Raw genomic sequence first — 14,594 nt, forward strand, 5'->3', positions numbered from 1 at the left:
GGTCCGGCGGAGTGTACCGGCAGCGCCATCAGGCACAAGGGCTGCCATGTCGCGCGAGCGCCCCGGCATGAAGCCTGGCGCTCGGCTCGGAGAAGCAACAGAACACCACGCGGGCAACAGAGGGAGATGCAGAGAGCCCTTCGATCACCGTGCGCACGGCGATATTTGCGGCTCGATCGGCAGGAAAGCGATAAATACCGGTCGAAATCGCCGGAAACGCCACGGAAGTCAGCTCGTGCGTCCCGCACAGCTCCATGGAGCGCCGATAGCAGGAGGCGAGCAGATCGTCCTCGCCAAACCTGCCGCCATTCCAGACCGGCCCGACGGTGTGGATCACATGGGCGGCCTTGAGCCGGTAACCTTTTGTGATCTTGGCATCGCCGGTCTCGCAGCCGTGGAGCATCCGGCATTCGGCGACCAGATCGGGCCCGGCGGCCCGATGGATCGCCCCATCCACGCCGCCCCCGCCAAGGAGCGACGTGTTGGCGGCGTTGACGATGGCGTCAACGCCGAGTGTGGTGATGTCAGCGACGATGACCTCGAGCTCGGCGCCGCCAATCCGGCGCCTCAGCACGGTCACGTCATCAGGCCGCGACGACGACGCCCTTCTCGGAGAAGAGCTGCTGCAGCTCGCCGGCCTGGAACATCTCGCGGACGATGTCGCAGCCGCCCACGAACTCGCCCTTCACATAGAGCTGCGGAATGGTCGGCCAGTTCGAATATTCCTTGATTCCGTTGCGCAGCTCGGCGGATTCGAGCACGTTGAGGCCCTTATAGCCGACGCCGATATGGTCGAGGATCTGGACGACCTGGCCCGAGAAACCGCACTGCGGAAATTGCGGCGTACCCTTCATGAACAGAACCACGTCGTTCGACTTCACTTCGTTGGCGATGAATTCCGCGATGCTCATATCCGTGTCCTTCTGGGGCAGAGCCCTCACCAATATCCCTCGGGCCGGCTCAGCCGATCTAACCCGATACCTGTCCATATATGTAGCCCAAACCGTTGTGCATCCAAAGTAAAATGGCGGCGAGAGGTCCCCTGCGACCGGTTTGGCCGGGGCCGGGCCCATAGGCTGACGACATCAATATCATCGCCGGAGAGGACTTTCATACCGTAACGGAGCCCCTATCTAGGACGAACCTCGGTTGTGGAACCGGGCAACGCCAACAACGTTCTCTTGTCCTGTCTGGAGAAAAACGTGACGAAACAAGCCTCCGCCACGGCCGCCGCCCCGCTTTCGTCACTGTCCGGTCCGGGCGGTCTCGCCCAGAGGCTGCAGGACGCGTTCGTTGCCGTCCGCAACGAGACTGAACGCCGGGCAGCGCCGCTCTCGCCGGAGGACCAGCAGATCCAGTCCATGCCCGATGCGAGCCCGGCGAAATGGCATCGGGCGCATACCACCTGGTTCTGGGAGCAGTTCCTGCTGGGCGAGCACGCCGCAGGTTATCAGCCCTTCCACCCCGATTTCGCGTTCCTGTTCAATTCCTATTACGTCAGCGCCGGCCCGCGTCATGCGCGCAATCATCGCGGCGACATCACCCGTCCCAGCGCCGATCAGGTCGGCGCCTATCGCAAACATGTCGATGCGGCCGTGGTCAAATTCTTTCGCGAGACCGGCGCGGACAAGCTGCGCGAGATCGCGCCGCTGGTCGAGGTCGGGCTGAACCATGAGCAGCAGCATCAGGAATTGATGTTCACCGACATCCTGCACGCATTTGCGCAGAATCCAGTCTATCCGGCCTACGATCCGGACTGGCGTTTTCCATCCGCCACGCGCACGGGCGATGAATGGCTGCAACTCAACGAGGGCATCCACACCGTCGGGCATGTCGACGACAGTTTCCATTTCGACAATGAGAAGCCCGCGCATCGCGCCCTCGTCGGCCCGGTCAGGCTGGCGCGCAATCTCGTCAGCAACGGCGAATGGCTCGCCTTCATGCGCGACGGAGGCTACCGGACCGCGACGTTGTGGCTGATGGACGGCTATGCCGCGGCCAGCAAGGACGACTGGCAAGCCCCGGGCCATTGGCGCGAGGTCGATGGCGCATGGCAAGTCATGACGCTCGCCGGCCTCAAGCCGGTCGATCCGCAAGCGCCGGTCTGCCACATCAGCTATTACGAGGCCGACGCCTTCGCGCGCTGGGCCGGAAAGCATCTGCCGACCGAAATGGAATGGGAGGTCGCAGCGCGCACCGGCCAGCTCAACGACGCCTTCGGCATCGTCTGGCAGTGGACGCGATCGTCCTACTCACCCTATCCCGGCTACCGCGCCATCGAAGGTGCGCTCGGCGAATACAACGGCAAGTTCATGGTCAACCAATTGGTGCTGCGCGGCTCCTCGCTTGCAACGCCGGAGGGCCATAGCCGTATCACTTATCGGAACTTCTTCTATCCGCACCACCGCTGGCAGTTCACGGGACTGCGGCTCGCCGACTACGAGTAAACATTTTTATCCGACGACCAATGCGCGCCGGACAGCGCGTTCAGGAGAGTATCATGAATGTGCACGCCAGCGCTTTGGCCGAAGCCCATCTTCCCGACGAGCAGACCACCGCCTTCGCCCGCGAGGCCATCGCGGACCTGTCACAGCAGCCGAAGAAACTGTCGCCGAAATATTTCTACGATGCGACCGGCTCGGAGCTGTTCGAGGCGATCACGAAGCTGCCGGAATATTATCCGACGCGCACCGAGCTTGCGATCCTGAGGGAGCGCGGCAGCGAGATCGCAAAGATCATTCCGGAGCACGCCGCCCTGGTCGAGTTCGGCGCCGGCGCGACCACCAAGGTCCGCCTGTTGCTGAACCATTGCAGGTTCGCGGCCTATGTCCCCGTCGATATCTCCGGCGACTTCCTGAAGGCGCAGGCGAATGGCCTGAAGCGGGATTTTCCCTCGCTTTGCATCTATCCGGTCGCGGCCGATTTCACCACGCCGTTCGAGCTGCCCAAGCAGGTCGCGTCGATGCCGAAGGTCGGCTTCTTCCCGGGCTCGACCATCGGCAATTTCGAACCGCAGGAAGCCCAGGCCTTCCTGAACAGCGCGCGCAAGATTCTCGGCCGGGGTGCGCAGATGATCATCGGCGCCGATCTCGAGAAGGACGAGCGCCTGCTCTATGATGCCTACAACGATGCCGCCGGCGTCACCGCGCGCTTCAACCTCAACGTTCTCGTGCGCATCAACCGCGAGCTCGGCGGCAATTTCGATCTGTCCGCCTTCACCCATCGCGCGATCTACAATCGCGAGCGGCACCGCATCGAGATGCACCTGATCAGCAGGAAGAGCCAGACCGTGCGCCTGCTCGGCACCAGCTTCTCGTTCAAGCCGGGCGAGAGCATCCACACCGAGAACAGCTACAAATACAGCATCGAGCGCTTCGCCGCGCTGGCGCAGGGCGCCGGCTGGCGGGTGCGGGAGAGCTGGACGGATGCGGCGAAGATGTTTTCGGTGCACGCGCTGGAAGTTGCGGAGTAACCTTCCACTTCCCGCTATCTCGGAGTGCTTTCCTGCGGCACATCCTTCGAGACGCCCGCTTTAGGGGGCTCCTCAGGATGAGGCCGGAGTGCGCGGCAGCAGTGTCCATGCGCTTCGGCGCTGATTAGCCCCATCCTGAGGAGACCGCGAAGCGGGCGTCTCGAAGGACGAGGCGTGCGCTCAGACGCTCCACAAGACGAACTACCATGCCGACGAGCGGCCGAGGGCTCAGTGCTCCCGGACCTCCTCCGGTGCCGCTCCCAGCGACACCGACTCCCACACCGCCACGACGATCATGATCATGGTCGTCGCGACCGATAGCCAGAGCGGCGACAGGTCTGACGCGAACCAGCTCAGCACCAGCAGCAGCGCGATCCCGACGCCGTGCGAGAGCTGGAGGAAGCCGCGGATCGCGTGCTTGAACAGGATGGTGCCGACCAGGAACACCAAGGGCCCACCGATCGTGCTCACGATCGTGCGCATGTCGGAATGTCCGGCCGGATGCTTCAGCACCAATTCGTCCGACACGGCCGTCAGGATGATGCCGGCCACGATCGGCGTGTGCAGATAGGTGTAGGCGAGCCGCGCCAGCCGGCCGGATTCAGAGGATTTCGAGATCCGCTCGGAGCCGGCCTCGGCGCCCTTGTGAAAATAGACCCACCACATCGCGATGGCGCCGATCAGCGCCGAGACGAAAGCAAGGATGTTGCTCGCGGTCCATTCCAGCTCGGCGAATGTTGCGCCGTTGACGATGATGGCTTCGCCGAGCGCGATGATGACGAAGAGAGAGCAGCGCTCGGCCATGTGCGCGCCTTCGACGGCCCAGGCCTCGATCGACGAGAAGCCCAGCTTCGGCACCCAGAACCGTGCGGCCGGCGCGATATATTCCCAGCTCACCGCCGCGATCCACAGCCATAGCCGCGTGTCTCCACCGGACAGACCGCCGGCAATCCACAACACGGCGGAGACCGAGAACCAGGTCAGGATGCGGATCGCATTGTGTCGCACTGCGGACCGGTGATGCGGGGTCGCAAACATCCAGAACGCGGTCCGTCCGACTTGCAGGGTCACGTAGGCGATCGCAAACCACAGGCCCCGTCCCTCGAACGCAGTCGGGATCGTGGTCGACAGCACGAGGCCGCCCAGCATCATGGCAAAAAGCAGGATGCGGACCGGAGTCAGCTCGGGATTGAGCCAGTTCGTGACCCAGGCGGTGAAGACCCACACCCACCACACCGCCAGGAACAGCACCATGACGTGCACCGCGCCGAGCGGCGTGAAATGGTGCAGCAGCGTGTGAGAAATCTGCGTGACGGCGAAGACGAAGACGAGGTCGAAGAACAGCTCGACAAAAGTGACGCGGCTGTGCTGGTTCGGTCCGGTGACGCGAAACATCGCGCCGCGAGGATTGTCCGCAGCCATCGTCATCCCCCGCTAAACTTGGATCAGGTGCCGGGTGCCCCGGGCCCGCCAGGCACCCCGGTCTGCAGCGCCAGCGCGTGCAGCACGCCGCCCATCTGGCCGCGCAAGGACTGATAGACGATCTGGTGCTGCTGGACGCGGGACTTGCCGCGGAAGGATTCCGAGATCACGGTCGCGGCGTAATGGTCGCCATCGCCGGCGAGGTCTCGGATGGTCACCTCGGCATCGGGGATTGCTGCCTTGATCATCGCCTCGATATCGTGGGCGTCCATGGGCATTCGGGTCGTGCTCCTTGTCTCGGCTGCGAATCAGCCTCGTCGTCGAATCGCTGCCGGGGTCCCCGGCCCGGCAGGGCCAAACTTAGCGTGAACGGCCTTCTAGGTCACGCTTTCCGGCACTATATCCCTGATCGCATCAGGATAAAGGCACGACAAAGTGCCGCGCGTGGCAGATCGATCGAAAAGGCGTGACATCATGAAGCTTCCAGGGCCCGACCACCCCATCACCATCACCGCAAATCCCCGGCGTGTCCGCGTCACGGCCGGCGACATCGTGATCGCCGAGACCGACAAGGCGCTGACCCTGAAGGAAGCCAAATATCCGGCGGTGCAATATGTGCCGCGCCAGGACGCCAACATGGCCCTGCTCGAGCGCACCGAGCGCACCACCCATTGCCCCTACAAGGGCGATGCCAATTATTACAGCGTCAAGGCCAACGGCAAGACGCTCGACAACGCGATCTGGACCTACGAGACGCCCTTCCCCGCCATGGCGGAGATCTCCGGCCATCTGGCGTTCTATCCCGACAAGTTGAAGATCGAGGAAGTGGGGTAGTTTGGGATGCGTCATTCCGGGGCGATGCGAAGCATCGAGGCGGGAATCCCGGGAGTCCGGGTTCGGTCCTGCAGACCGTCCCGGAATGACGAAAGGGAAGGCTACGCCCTGAAGATCGTCAGCCCGAGGACCAGCAGCACCAGGAAGATCACGACGAAGACGTAGAACAGGAAGCGGGCGACATCGGCGGAGGCGGCTGAGATGCCGGTGAAGCCGAGCACGCCGGCCACGATCGAGATCAGCAGGAAGATCAGCGCCCATTTCAGGATCGTCATCGCTAGCTCCGAACTGCCGCGTCTCACGGCCTTCGCTGTTTTCGCGAACGCTAACATCGCTGCCAGGAACTGGTTCCTAGAGGTGGTCGGGGGCGACCTACCAAACAAACTGCCCTTGCTGAAGCGAGTTCCCGGCGGCACAGTCCGGCCGGGACCAGGATCGGGGGCCACGATGACGATGTCACATTCGGCGACGATCGGCGCGGAGGCCCATGCCGCGCCCCAGAGCAAGGTGCGCAATATGGCGATTGATCGCGCCCGCACCTTCCTCACTTTGGTGGTGCTGCTGCATCACGCGGTGATTCCCTATACCTATTTCGGCCATACCGATCCGAGTTATTTCTTCGGCTTCGACATGGTCGTGCTCGCCACCGACAGCTTCTTCATGGCGATGTTCTTCTTCCTGTCGGGGCTGTTCGCCTGGTCCGGCATCGCCCGGAAGGGAATCCGGAGCTATCTGGCAGATCGCCTGCTTCGGCTTGGCCTACCCTTCGCGATCTGCGCCTTAACGGTCATTCCGGTCGCCTATTACGCGATCTCCCTGCGGCAGGATCCCGAGATCGGGTTTTCGGAATTCTGGTGGAATATGGTCACGAAGGGCCCGTGGCCGAGCGGGCCGATCTGGTTCCTGTGGGTCTTGTTCGCCTTCGACCTGGTTGCCTGCCTTTTGTACCGGCTGTCACCCAATCTGCTCGATCCGATCAATCGCCTCTCGCTGCATGGTCGACGCCGGCCCGCCGTGTTCTTCGCGGTCATGCTGGCCGTCACCGCGGCGTTCTACATTCCCGGGCTGGTTCACTACGGACACAGCAGCTGGTTCGAGTTTGGGCCGTTCTCGGTCCAGCACGGGCGCGTGATGCTGTACGCGACCTATTTCTTCTTCGGTGCCGGCATCGGCGTTGCGCAAATGGATCGCGGGCTGCTCGCTGTCGATGGCCGCATGGCGAAGGTCAGCTGGGACTGGATGGTCCTGGCGATCGTCCCGTATTGCCTGTTGTGGGGGCTGATCTTCATCAAGCGTCAAATACTGGGCAACCCGTGGCCGTTGCCGGACTGGTATGAAGCGCTCTATGCCATCTGCTTCACGGTCTTCAGCGTGGCCATCATGTTTCTGATCCTGGCCATTTTCCAGAGATTCAAGCAATCAGGCTCAGCCATGCTGCTCGATCCGATGCAGGGCGACGCGTTCGGCATGTTTCTGGTGCACTATCCGATCGCACTGTGGCTGCAATACTGGCTGTTCGACTATGATCTGCCGGCGATCGTCAAGGCCGCGATCGGGTTTGTACTGACTGTCGCAGCGAGTTGGGCGCTGACGCGCGCCTTGCGGCAGATCCCGGGCGCGTCGAAGGTGTTGTGATGAGCCGAGTCATTCCGGGGCGATGCGCAGCATCGAACCCGGAATCTCGAGATTCCGGGTTCGCGCTTTCGCGCGCCCCGGAATGACCATCACGCCGCCTTCCCGCTCATATAGTCCGGCAGCCACCGCTCGAACGAGGCCCGCAGCGTGTCGATCGCCACCGGCGCCTCGCCCGCGATCGCGATCGCATCGCCGCCGGTGGTGCCGATGCGCACGCAGGGCACCTCGCAGCCGCGCATCTTGGCGAGCACGCGGCCGGCTTCGGCTTCCGGCACGGTGACGAGATAGCGCGCCTGATCCTCGCCGAACCAATAGGCCTGCGGGACCAGCGCGGTCGGCGCCGCCAGCAGCTTGGCGCCGATGCCGCCCGCCATCGCCATCTCGGCCAGCGCGATCAGGAGACCGCCGTCCGAGAGGTCGTGCACGGCAGTCGCGGTGCCCGCATGGATCATGCCGCGCACGCAATCGCCGTTGCGCTTCTCGGCGGCGAGATCGACCGGCGGGGGTGCGCCCTCCTCGCGGCCACAGATGTCACGCAAATAGACCGACTGTCCGAGCCAGCCATGGGTTTCGCCGACCAGGAGGATCGCTTCGCCCTCGGCCTTGAAGGCGAGCGAAGCGGATTTGGTGAAATCGTCGAGCAGGCCGACGCCGCCGATCGAGGGTGTCGGCAGGATCGCACGGCCATTGGTTTCGTTGTAGAGCGAGACGTTGCCGGACACGACCGGGAAGTCGAGCGTGCGGCACGCTTCCGAGATGCCCTTCAGGCAGCCGACGAACTGGCCCATGATCTCGGGCCTTTCAGGGTTGCCGAAATTGAGATTGTCGGTGATCGCGAGCGGCTTGCCGCCGACCGCGGTAATGTTGCGCCAGGCCTCGGCGACGGCCTGCTTGCCACCCTCGAACGGGTCGGCTTCGCAATAGCGCGGCGTGACGTCGACGGTGAGCGCGAGGCCCTTCGGCCCGTCCTCGACGCGCACCACGGCGGCATCGCCGCCGGGGCGCTGCATGGTGTTGCCGAGAATGACGTGATCGTACTGCTCCCAGACCCAGCGCTTAGAGCACATGTCCGGCGTGCCGATCAGCTTCTCCAGCGCAGGCCCGAGACCCATCGGCGCCGGCACCTCGCGGGCATGCACGACCGGCAGCGCGGCCGAGGGGACATGCGGGCGGTCATAGACCGGCGCCTCGTCGCCGAGCTCCTTGATCGGCAAATCGGCCATGACGTCGCCGCCATGCTTGACCACGAAGCGCTTGCTCGGCGTGGTGTAGCCGACCACGGCGAAGTCGAGGCCCCACTTCTTGAAGATCGCCTCGGCTTCCTTCTCCTTCTCGGGCTTGAGCACCATCAGCATGCGCTCCTGGCTCTCCGAGAGCATCATCTCGTAGGCGCTCATCCCGGTCTCGCGGGTCGGCACCGCATCGAGGTCGAGGTCGACGCCGAGGTCGCCCTTGGCGCCCATCTCGACCGCCGAGCAGGTCAGCCCCGCCGCGCCCATGTCCTGGATCGCGATGACACAGCCCTTCTCCATGATCTCGAGGCAGGCTTCCAGCAGCAGCTTTTCGGCGAAGGGATCGCCGACCTGCACGGTCGGACGCTTTTCCTCGGACTTGTCGTCGAACTCGGCCGAGGCCATCGAGGCGCCGTGGATGCCGTCGCGCCCGGTCTTGGAGCCCAGATAGACGATCGGCATGTTCACGCCGGAGGCCGCCGCATAGAAGATCTTGTCGGTATCGGCGAGGCCGACCGCCATCGCGTTGACGAGGATGTTGCCGTCATAGCGGGTGTGGAAGCGCACCTGGCCGCCGACCGTCGGCACGCCAAAGGAATTGCCGTAGCCGCCGACGCCGGCGACGACGCCGGAGACCAGATGCCGGGTCTTGGCATGCTCGGGCGCGCCGAAGCTCAGCGCATTGAGGCAGGCGATCGGGCGCGCGCCCATGGTGAAGACGTCGCGCAGGATGCCGCCGACGCCGGTGGTCGCGCCCTGATAGGGCTCGATATAGCTCGGGTGGTTGTGGCTCTCCATCTTGAACACCACGGCCTGGCCGTCGCCGATGTCGATCACGCCGGCATTCTCGCCGGGGCCCTGGATCACCCAGGGCGCCTTGGTCGGCAGGCCGCGCAGATGGATGCGGGAGGACTTGTACGAGCAGTGCTCGTTCCACATCGCCGAGAAGATGCCGAGCTCCGTGAACGTCGGCTCCCGCCCGATCAGCTTCAGGATGCGCTCGTACTCGTCGGGCTTGAGCCCGTGGGCGGCAACCAGCTCGGGGGTGATCTTGGGTTCGTTCTTCATGGCTTCAGGGGCTTTCGGCGGCGTTTGGCCGTTCTTAGGAAGATCGGAGGGCCGGGAAAAGCCCTTTGTGGCGCATTTTCCCGCTGTCCCACGTTTTGCAGGCAGGGACGGCGGGAACAGGAATTGCACGGCGCGGACGGATCGGATTTAAGGGCTGAAGACCCGCAATTGAAGGCCCATTTCCTTGCACGAATTGACCAAAGCGCCCCCGCCCCGCCGCCCCGACCTCCACATCGCCACCGAAGGCGAGTTTGTGGGCTGGCGGACCTGGATTCGCGACAGTTTCGAGGCCCATGTCGGCCCCTTCTGGCATCAGATCGAGGCGGACGGCACCGTCCGCTGCGCCTTCAGGGTCGAGAAGAAGCACCTCAACGGCTCCGGGAACGTCCATGGCGGCTGCTACATGGCCTTTGCCGACTATTCCCTGTTTGCGATCGCCACCCACGTCCTGGACAGCCGGGCGGTGACGACCAACTTCGCCTGCGAATTCCTCGACGCGGCACGGGAGGGCGAGCTGATCGAATGCACCGGCGAGGTCACCCGCGCCGGCGGCTCGCTGATCTTCCTGCGCGGTAAGATGATGTCCGGGGGGCGGGTGCTGCTGACCTTTTCCGGCACGATCAAGCGGATGAAGCGGAAGGCGCTCCCTCAGCCAAACGCATAGCTCGGCGCCTTCCCTTTTCGCACGCCCTCGCCCACAGTCGGAGCGAGCGCTTGTGCGCCGGGGAGCAGGAACAAGGTGCCGCAGAGCACACCGTCGAGGGGTCGCACAGCGGCCTCCGCAGCATCGCCGTTGCCGTCCATGCCCGCCACCGGCGCGCGTCATTGGCGCGACTATGCGCTTCTGCTCGCACTCGCCTGCTGCTGGAGCTCGACCTATCCGCTGACCAAGCTGGCGCTTCCCACCATCCCGCCCATCACCTTCATCTCGGCGCGCTCGCTGATCGCGTTCGTCTTTCTGTTCGCGATCCTGCGGATGCGCGGCGTCAAGCTGCCGACCGACGTGAAGGCCTGGAAGCTGTTCGCGACCCAGCAGCTGATCAACTCGACCTTCCCGTTCCTGGTCATCACCTGGTCGCAGCAATACGTGCCGGCGTCGAACACGGTGGTGCTGGCCTCGACCACGCCGATCTTCGCCTTCCTGATCACCTCGCTGATCACGCGGCACGAGCCGGCGACGCTGCTCAAGCTCGCGGGCGCGATCTTGGGATTGGCCGGCACCGTCGCCATCGTCGGGCTCGATGCTCTGCATGGCCTTGGCAGCGAGATCGTGGCGGAGATCGCGATCCTGCTCGCGACCATCTCCTTTGCCTGCGCGACCATCTTCGGCCTCCGCCTCTCCGAGTACGATCCGATGGTGGTGGCAACCGGCTCGCTGCTGTTCGGCGGCCTCATCCTGCTGCCGCCCTCGCTGATCATCGACCAGCCCTGGACGCTGCACCCGACGCCGACCGCCATCGTCGCCACCATCGTCATGGGCATCGTCTCGAGCGCGCTGGGATTGATGCTGTTCTACGTCTGCCTCGGCCGGCTCGGTACGCTGACCACGAACGCCCAAGGCTATCTGCGCATCCCGATCGGCGTCGGCCTCTCCGTGCTGCTGCTCGGCGAGAGCGTGCCGTCGAACCTGGCGCTGGGGCTGCTGCTGGTGATGGCCGGCGTCGCCGCCATGACGGTGCCTGCGGAGCGGTTGAAGTGGCGCTAGCGTTTACTTGGCGTCGTCCGCCAGCATCTTCCGGTACTTTTCGACATCGCGCGTCACGAGCTGTTGCAACAGCTCCGGCGCGTGCTCGTTGGCATCGGGCGCGACGGTCGAGAGGTCGGCAAAGCGCTTCTTCACCGCGTCGGTCTCGACTGCCGTGCGCGCGGCGGCGTTCAGCTTGGCGATGACGGCCGGCGGCGTGCCCTTGGGCGCGAACAGGCCGTTCCAGCCCTGCGCCTCGAATCCGGGCAGGCCGGCCTCCGCGGAGGTCGGCAGGTCCGGCAGCGTGGCGAGCCGAACGGTCGAACCGACCACAAGGCCCTTCACCAGCTTGTCGTTGATCGACTGCGACACCGAGGCGGCCGCATCGCAGACGCCGTCGATCTGGCCGCCGACCGCGTCAGTCAGTGCCGGCGCGGCGCCGCGATAGCCGACCAGCGTCGCGTCGATCCCGGCTGATGTGACGAAGCTCTTGCAGATCAGATAGTTCGAGGAGCCGACGCCGGCATGGCCGAGATTGATCTTGCCCGGATTGGCCTTGGCATAGGCGATGAACTCCTTCAGGTCCTTGGCCGGAAAGTCCTTGCGCAGCGCGATGATGCCGAACGTCTTCGCCACCATGGCGATCGGCACGAAGGAATCCGGCGTGAACGGCAGCTTCGGATAGATCGTGTAGCTCGCGGCATTGGTGCCGGCATTGCCGATCGCGATGGTGTAGCCATCGGGCTCGGCGCGCGAGGCGCGCGCCAGCGCGGTCGAGCCGCCGGCGCCGGCGACGTTCTCGATCACGATGGTCTGGCCGAGCGCGATGCCCATCTGCTCGGCCACCGCGCGCGCGATCACGTCCGAGGTACCGCCGGCCGCGAACGGCACGATCATGGTGATCGGACGCCTGGGATAGTCCTGGGCGAACGCGGCCGTCGCAAAAGCTGCGGCGGCGACAGCGACCGAGAGCCGCTTCAGCGCGAACGCAATCACGCGGCCTTCTCTAGATGCTGGACCAGGCCGGCGAACAGGCCGCGGCCGTCGGTGCAGCCCATGATGTCTTCGACGTGGTTTTCCGGATGCGGCATCATGCCGAGCACGTTGCCCTTGTCGTTAATGATGCCGGCGATCGAATGCGCTGCGCCGTTGATGTTGTTGAAATCGTCGACCTCGCCGGCGGCGGAGCAATAGCGATAGAGCACTCGCCCCTCGCCTTCGAGCCGCTTGATGGTCTCCTCATCCGCCTCGTAATTGCCCTCGCCATGGGCGACCGGCACGCGGATGACCTGCCCGGCATTGTAGCCGCGGGTGAACGGGGTGTCGGAGCGCTCAACGCGCAAATGCACGTCGCGGCAGATGAATTTCAGCCGCGCATTGCGCATCAGCACGCCCGGCAGCAGGCCGGATTCACACAGGATCTGAAAACCGTTGCAGACGCCGAGCACGAGACCGCCCTTGGCCGCATAGTCGCGTACCGCGTCCATCACCGGCGCGCGGGCCGCGATGGCGCCGCAGCGCAGATAATCGCCGTAGGAGAAGCCGCCCGGCACCACCACGAGATCGGTGCCCGCAGGCAGCGTCGTCTCGGCATGCCAGACCATCGCCGGCTCGCTGCCGGAGATCAGCCTCAGCGCACGCGCCATGTCGCGCTCGCGGTTGATTCCGGGAAAGACGAGGATGGCGGCTTTCATGGCAGGGGTTCCGACGAGGCTGGGAATCGGGCTGGCCGAAGGGCCAATTCGTGAAGAGACATAACCATTTGACGGGGATTTTACCAGTGCTAGCCTCCGCAGAGGGTCTTGTACACAGGCCATGCACATCGGTCGGCGACGCGCCGCTCGGCCGATCGATTGCCCGGGATTGAAGCCATGAACGTCCCGTCGCTGCCCACCTCCCCCGCCGAGCCGGTCTCCGCCGAGGGCGTCGTCGCGGCCGGCGCCTATGTCGATGGCCGGCGCGTTGCCAATATCGCGATCAGCGAAGCTTCGAGCTGGCGGGCCAAGCCCGGGCATGTGGTCTGGATCGGGCTGCACGAGCCCGACATGGCGCTGCTCGGCGCGGTGCAGAAGCAGTTCGATTTGCACGACCTCGCGATCGAGGACGCCAACCACGCCCATCAGCGGCCGAAGATCGAGCAATATGGGGAGGCCCTGTTCATCGTCGCCCGCACCGCGCAACTGATCGAGGGACGCATTGCCTTCGGCGAAACCCACATCTTCGTCGGCGAAGGCTATCTGGTCTCGGTGCGCCACGGCGCTTCGACCTCCTACACGCCGGTGCGCGAGCGCTGCGAGAGCTGCCCGCGGGCGCTGGCCCGCGGCGAGGATTACATCCTCTACGCCATCCTCGATTTCATCGTCGACAACTACTCGCCCGTGCTCGAAAGCATTCACGACGAGGTCGAGGGCATCGAGGACGACGTGCTGTCCAAGCCGCTCAGCAAGGCGCAGATCGAGCGGCTCTACATGCTGCGCCGCGACCTGCTGCGGCTCAGAACCGCGATCGGGCCGCTGGTGGAGGTCTGCCGCCGGCTGGAGCATGACGAGCTGTCGATGGTGCGGAAGGCCATGCAGCCGCTGTTCCGCGACGTCACCGACCATGTCCGCAACATCCAGGAGCGCATCGATTCCATGCGCGAAGTGCTGGCATTCGCCTTCGAGGCGAGCCTGCTCGTCGGCCAGGCGCAGGAGACCGCGGTGTCCAAGAAGCTCGCGTCCTGGCTCGCCATCATCGCGGTCCCGACCGCGCTCGCCGGCATCTACGGCATGAACTTCAAGCACATGCCGGAGCTGGAATGGGAGTACGGCTATTTCATGCTGCTCGGCGTGATGCTGACCGCGTGCGGCTCGCTGTATTGGCGGTTTCGCAGAGCGGGCTGGCTGTAATTGCTTCGTAGCCCGGATGGAGCGAAGCGCAATCCGGGACAGTGCCGCTTGCAGATAGAACCCGGATTTCGCTTCGCTCCATCCGGGCTACCAGGCTGGCGGGCCTAGCTCAGCAACTCCACCCGATAATTCTCGATCACGGTGTTCGCCAGCAGCTTGTCGGCGGCTTCCTTCAGCGCGGCTTCCGCCTTGGCCTTGTCGGCGCCGGCGAGCTCGATGTCGAACACCTTGCCCTGGCGGACGCTGGCGACGCCGTCGACGCCGAGCGACTTCAGCGCGCCTTCGATGGCCTTGCCCTGCGGATCGAGGATGCCCGTCTTCAGGGTAACGGTGACACGTGCCTTCACGTCAGGATCCTC

16 protein-coding genes are annotated in these 14,594 nt (G+C 64.6%); 7 read left to right on the forward strand and 9 right to left on the reverse strand.

Annotation, left to right across the window (positions count from 1 at the left end; translation table 11 throughout):
• Positions 1-28: 28 nt before the first annotated feature.
• Both K410_RS0124765 and grxD read right to left on the reverse strand, forming a co-directional pair.
• Positions 29-580, reverse strand: coding sequence for an O-acetyl-ADP-ribose deacetylase (locus K410_RS0124765; RefSeq protein WP_028137360.1), 552 nt, complete (start codon positions 578-580; stop codon positions 29-31).
• A 4-nt stretch (positions 581-584) separates the two neighbouring features.
• Positions 585-911: a Grx4 family monothiol glutaredoxin gene (gene grxD, locus K410_RS0124770; protein WP_028137361.1), complete on the reverse strand. Its 327-nt coding sequence runs from the start codon at positions 909-911 to the stop codon at positions 585-587.
• Between the two features lie 240 nt (positions 912-1,151).
• Here grxD and egtB point away from each other — a divergent pair, with 240 nt between their 5' ends.
• On the forward strand, positions 1,152-2,447 hold the full coding sequence (gene egtB, locus K410_RS0124775) for an ergothioneine biosynthesis protein EgtB (protein ID WP_028137362.1): 1,296 nt from the start codon (positions 1,152-1,154) through the stop codon (positions 2,445-2,447).
• Between the two features lie 53 nt (positions 2,448-2,500).
• Positions 2,501-3,472, forward strand: coding sequence for an L-histidine N(alpha)-methyltransferase (gene egtD / locus K410_RS0124780; RefSeq protein ID WP_028137363.1), 972 nt, complete (start codon positions 2,501-2,503; stop codon positions 3,470-3,472).
• Positions 3,473-3,700: 228 nt separating this feature from the next.
• Here the strand turns inward: egtD and K410_RS0124785 are convergent, their stop codons facing one another.
• The gene (locus tag K410_RS0124785; RefSeq protein WP_028137364.1) at positions 3,701-4,894 is read right to left on the reverse strand and encodes a low temperature requirement protein A; all 1,194 of its coding nucleotides are present in this window, start codon (positions 4,892-4,894) and stop codon (positions 3,701-3,703) included.
• A gap of 23 nt (positions 4,895-4,917) precedes the next feature.
• Positions 4,918-5,172, reverse strand: a complete 255-nt coding sequence (locus tag K410_RS0124790) for a BolA/IbaG family iron-sulfur metabolism protein (protein ID WP_028137365.1) — start codon at positions 5,170-5,172, stop codon at positions 4,918-4,920.
• Positions 5,173-5,368: 196 nt separating this feature from the next.
• Here K410_RS0124790 and K410_RS0124795 point away from each other — a divergent pair, with 196 nt between their 5' ends.
• Entirely contained in the window at positions 5,369-5,728 is a 360-nt protein-coding gene (locus tag K410_RS0124795) for a DUF427 domain-containing protein (protein ID WP_028137366.1), read from the forward strand.
• Positions 5,729-5,829: 101 nt separating this feature from the next.
• Here K410_RS0124795 and K410_RS38050 read toward each other — a convergent pair whose 3' ends face one another.
• Positions 5,830-6,003 carry a DUF1328 domain-containing protein gene (locus tag K410_RS38050; RefSeq protein ID WP_027525383.1) on the reverse strand — a complete coding sequence of 58 codons (174 nt, stop codon included), beginning with the start codon at positions 6,001-6,003 and terminating at the stop codon, positions 5,830-5,832.
• Positions 6,004-6,175: 172 nt separating this feature from the next.
• Here K410_RS38050 and K410_RS0124805 point away from each other — a divergent pair, with 172 nt between their 5' ends.
• Entirely contained in the window at positions 6,176-7,363 is a 1,188-nt protein-coding gene (locus K410_RS0124805) for an acyltransferase family protein (RefSeq protein ID WP_028137367.1), read from the forward strand.
• Positions 7,364-7,452: 89 nt separating this feature from the next.
• Here K410_RS0124805 and purL read toward each other — a convergent pair whose 3' ends face one another.
• Positions 7,453-9,663, reverse strand: coding sequence for a phosphoribosylformylglycinamidine synthase subunit PurL (purL, locus tag K410_RS0124810; RefSeq protein ID WP_028137368.1), 2,211 nt, complete (start codon positions 9,661-9,663; stop codon positions 7,453-7,455).
• A gap of 184 nt (positions 9,664-9,847) precedes the next feature.
• Between purL and K410_RS0124815 the strand changes: the two genes are divergently transcribed.
• Together K410_RS0124815 and K410_RS0124820 are read left to right on the forward strand one after the other, a co-directional pair.
• Complete coding sequence (locus tag K410_RS0124815) at positions 9,848-10,327, forward strand: PaaI family thioesterase (protein WP_028137369.1); 480 nt, start codon at positions 9,848-9,850, stop codon at positions 10,325-10,327.
• A gap of 75 nt (positions 10,328-10,402) precedes the next feature.
• Complete coding sequence (locus K410_RS0124820) at positions 10,403-11,368, forward strand: DMT family transporter (protein WP_028137370.1); 966 nt, start codon at positions 10,403-10,405, stop codon at positions 11,366-11,368.
• 3 nt (positions 11,369-11,371) lie between these two features.
• Here the strand turns inward: K410_RS0124820 and K410_RS0124825 are convergent, their stop codons facing one another.
• Together K410_RS0124825 and purQ are read right to left on the reverse strand one after the other, a co-directional pair.
• A complete protein-coding gene (locus tag K410_RS0124825; RefSeq protein WP_028137371.1) occupies positions 11,372-12,343 on the reverse strand; it encodes a tripartite tricarboxylate transporter substrate binding protein BugD in 972 nt (323 codons plus the stop codon).
• The gene (purQ, locus tag K410_RS0124830; protein WP_028137372.1) at positions 12,340-13,041 is read right to left on the reverse strand and encodes a phosphoribosylformylglycinamidine synthase subunit PurQ; all 702 of its coding nucleotides are present in this window, start codon (positions 13,039-13,041) and stop codon (positions 12,340-12,342) included. The genes K410_RS0124825 and purQ overlap by 4 nt, the downstream gene beginning before the upstream one ends.
• Positions 13,042-13,218: 177 nt before the next feature.
• On the opposite strand from purQ, the gene K410_RS0124835 reads away from it, so the two are divergent.
• Positions 13,219-14,235 (forward strand): magnesium and cobalt transport protein CorA, encoded by a 1,017-nt coding sequence (locus K410_RS0124835; RefSeq protein WP_028137373.1) that lies wholly within the window; start codon positions 13,219-13,221, stop codon positions 14,233-14,235.
• Positions 14,236-14,339: 104 nt separating this feature from the next.
• Here the strand turns inward: K410_RS0124835 and purS are convergent, their stop codons facing one another.
• Positions 14,340-14,582: a phosphoribosylformylglycinamidine synthase subunit PurS gene (purS, locus tag K410_RS0124840; protein WP_028137374.1), complete on the reverse strand. Its 243-nt coding sequence runs from the start codon at positions 14,580-14,582 to the stop codon at positions 14,340-14,342.
• Positions 14,583-14,594: the final 12 nt, after the last annotated feature.

The sequence above is a fragment of the Bradyrhizobium sp. 22 genome (assembly GCF_000482425.1).
Classification (GTDB): domain Bacteria; phylum Pseudomonadota; class Alphaproteobacteria; order Rhizobiales; family Xanthobacteraceae; genus Bradyrhizobium; species Bradyrhizobium japonicum_B.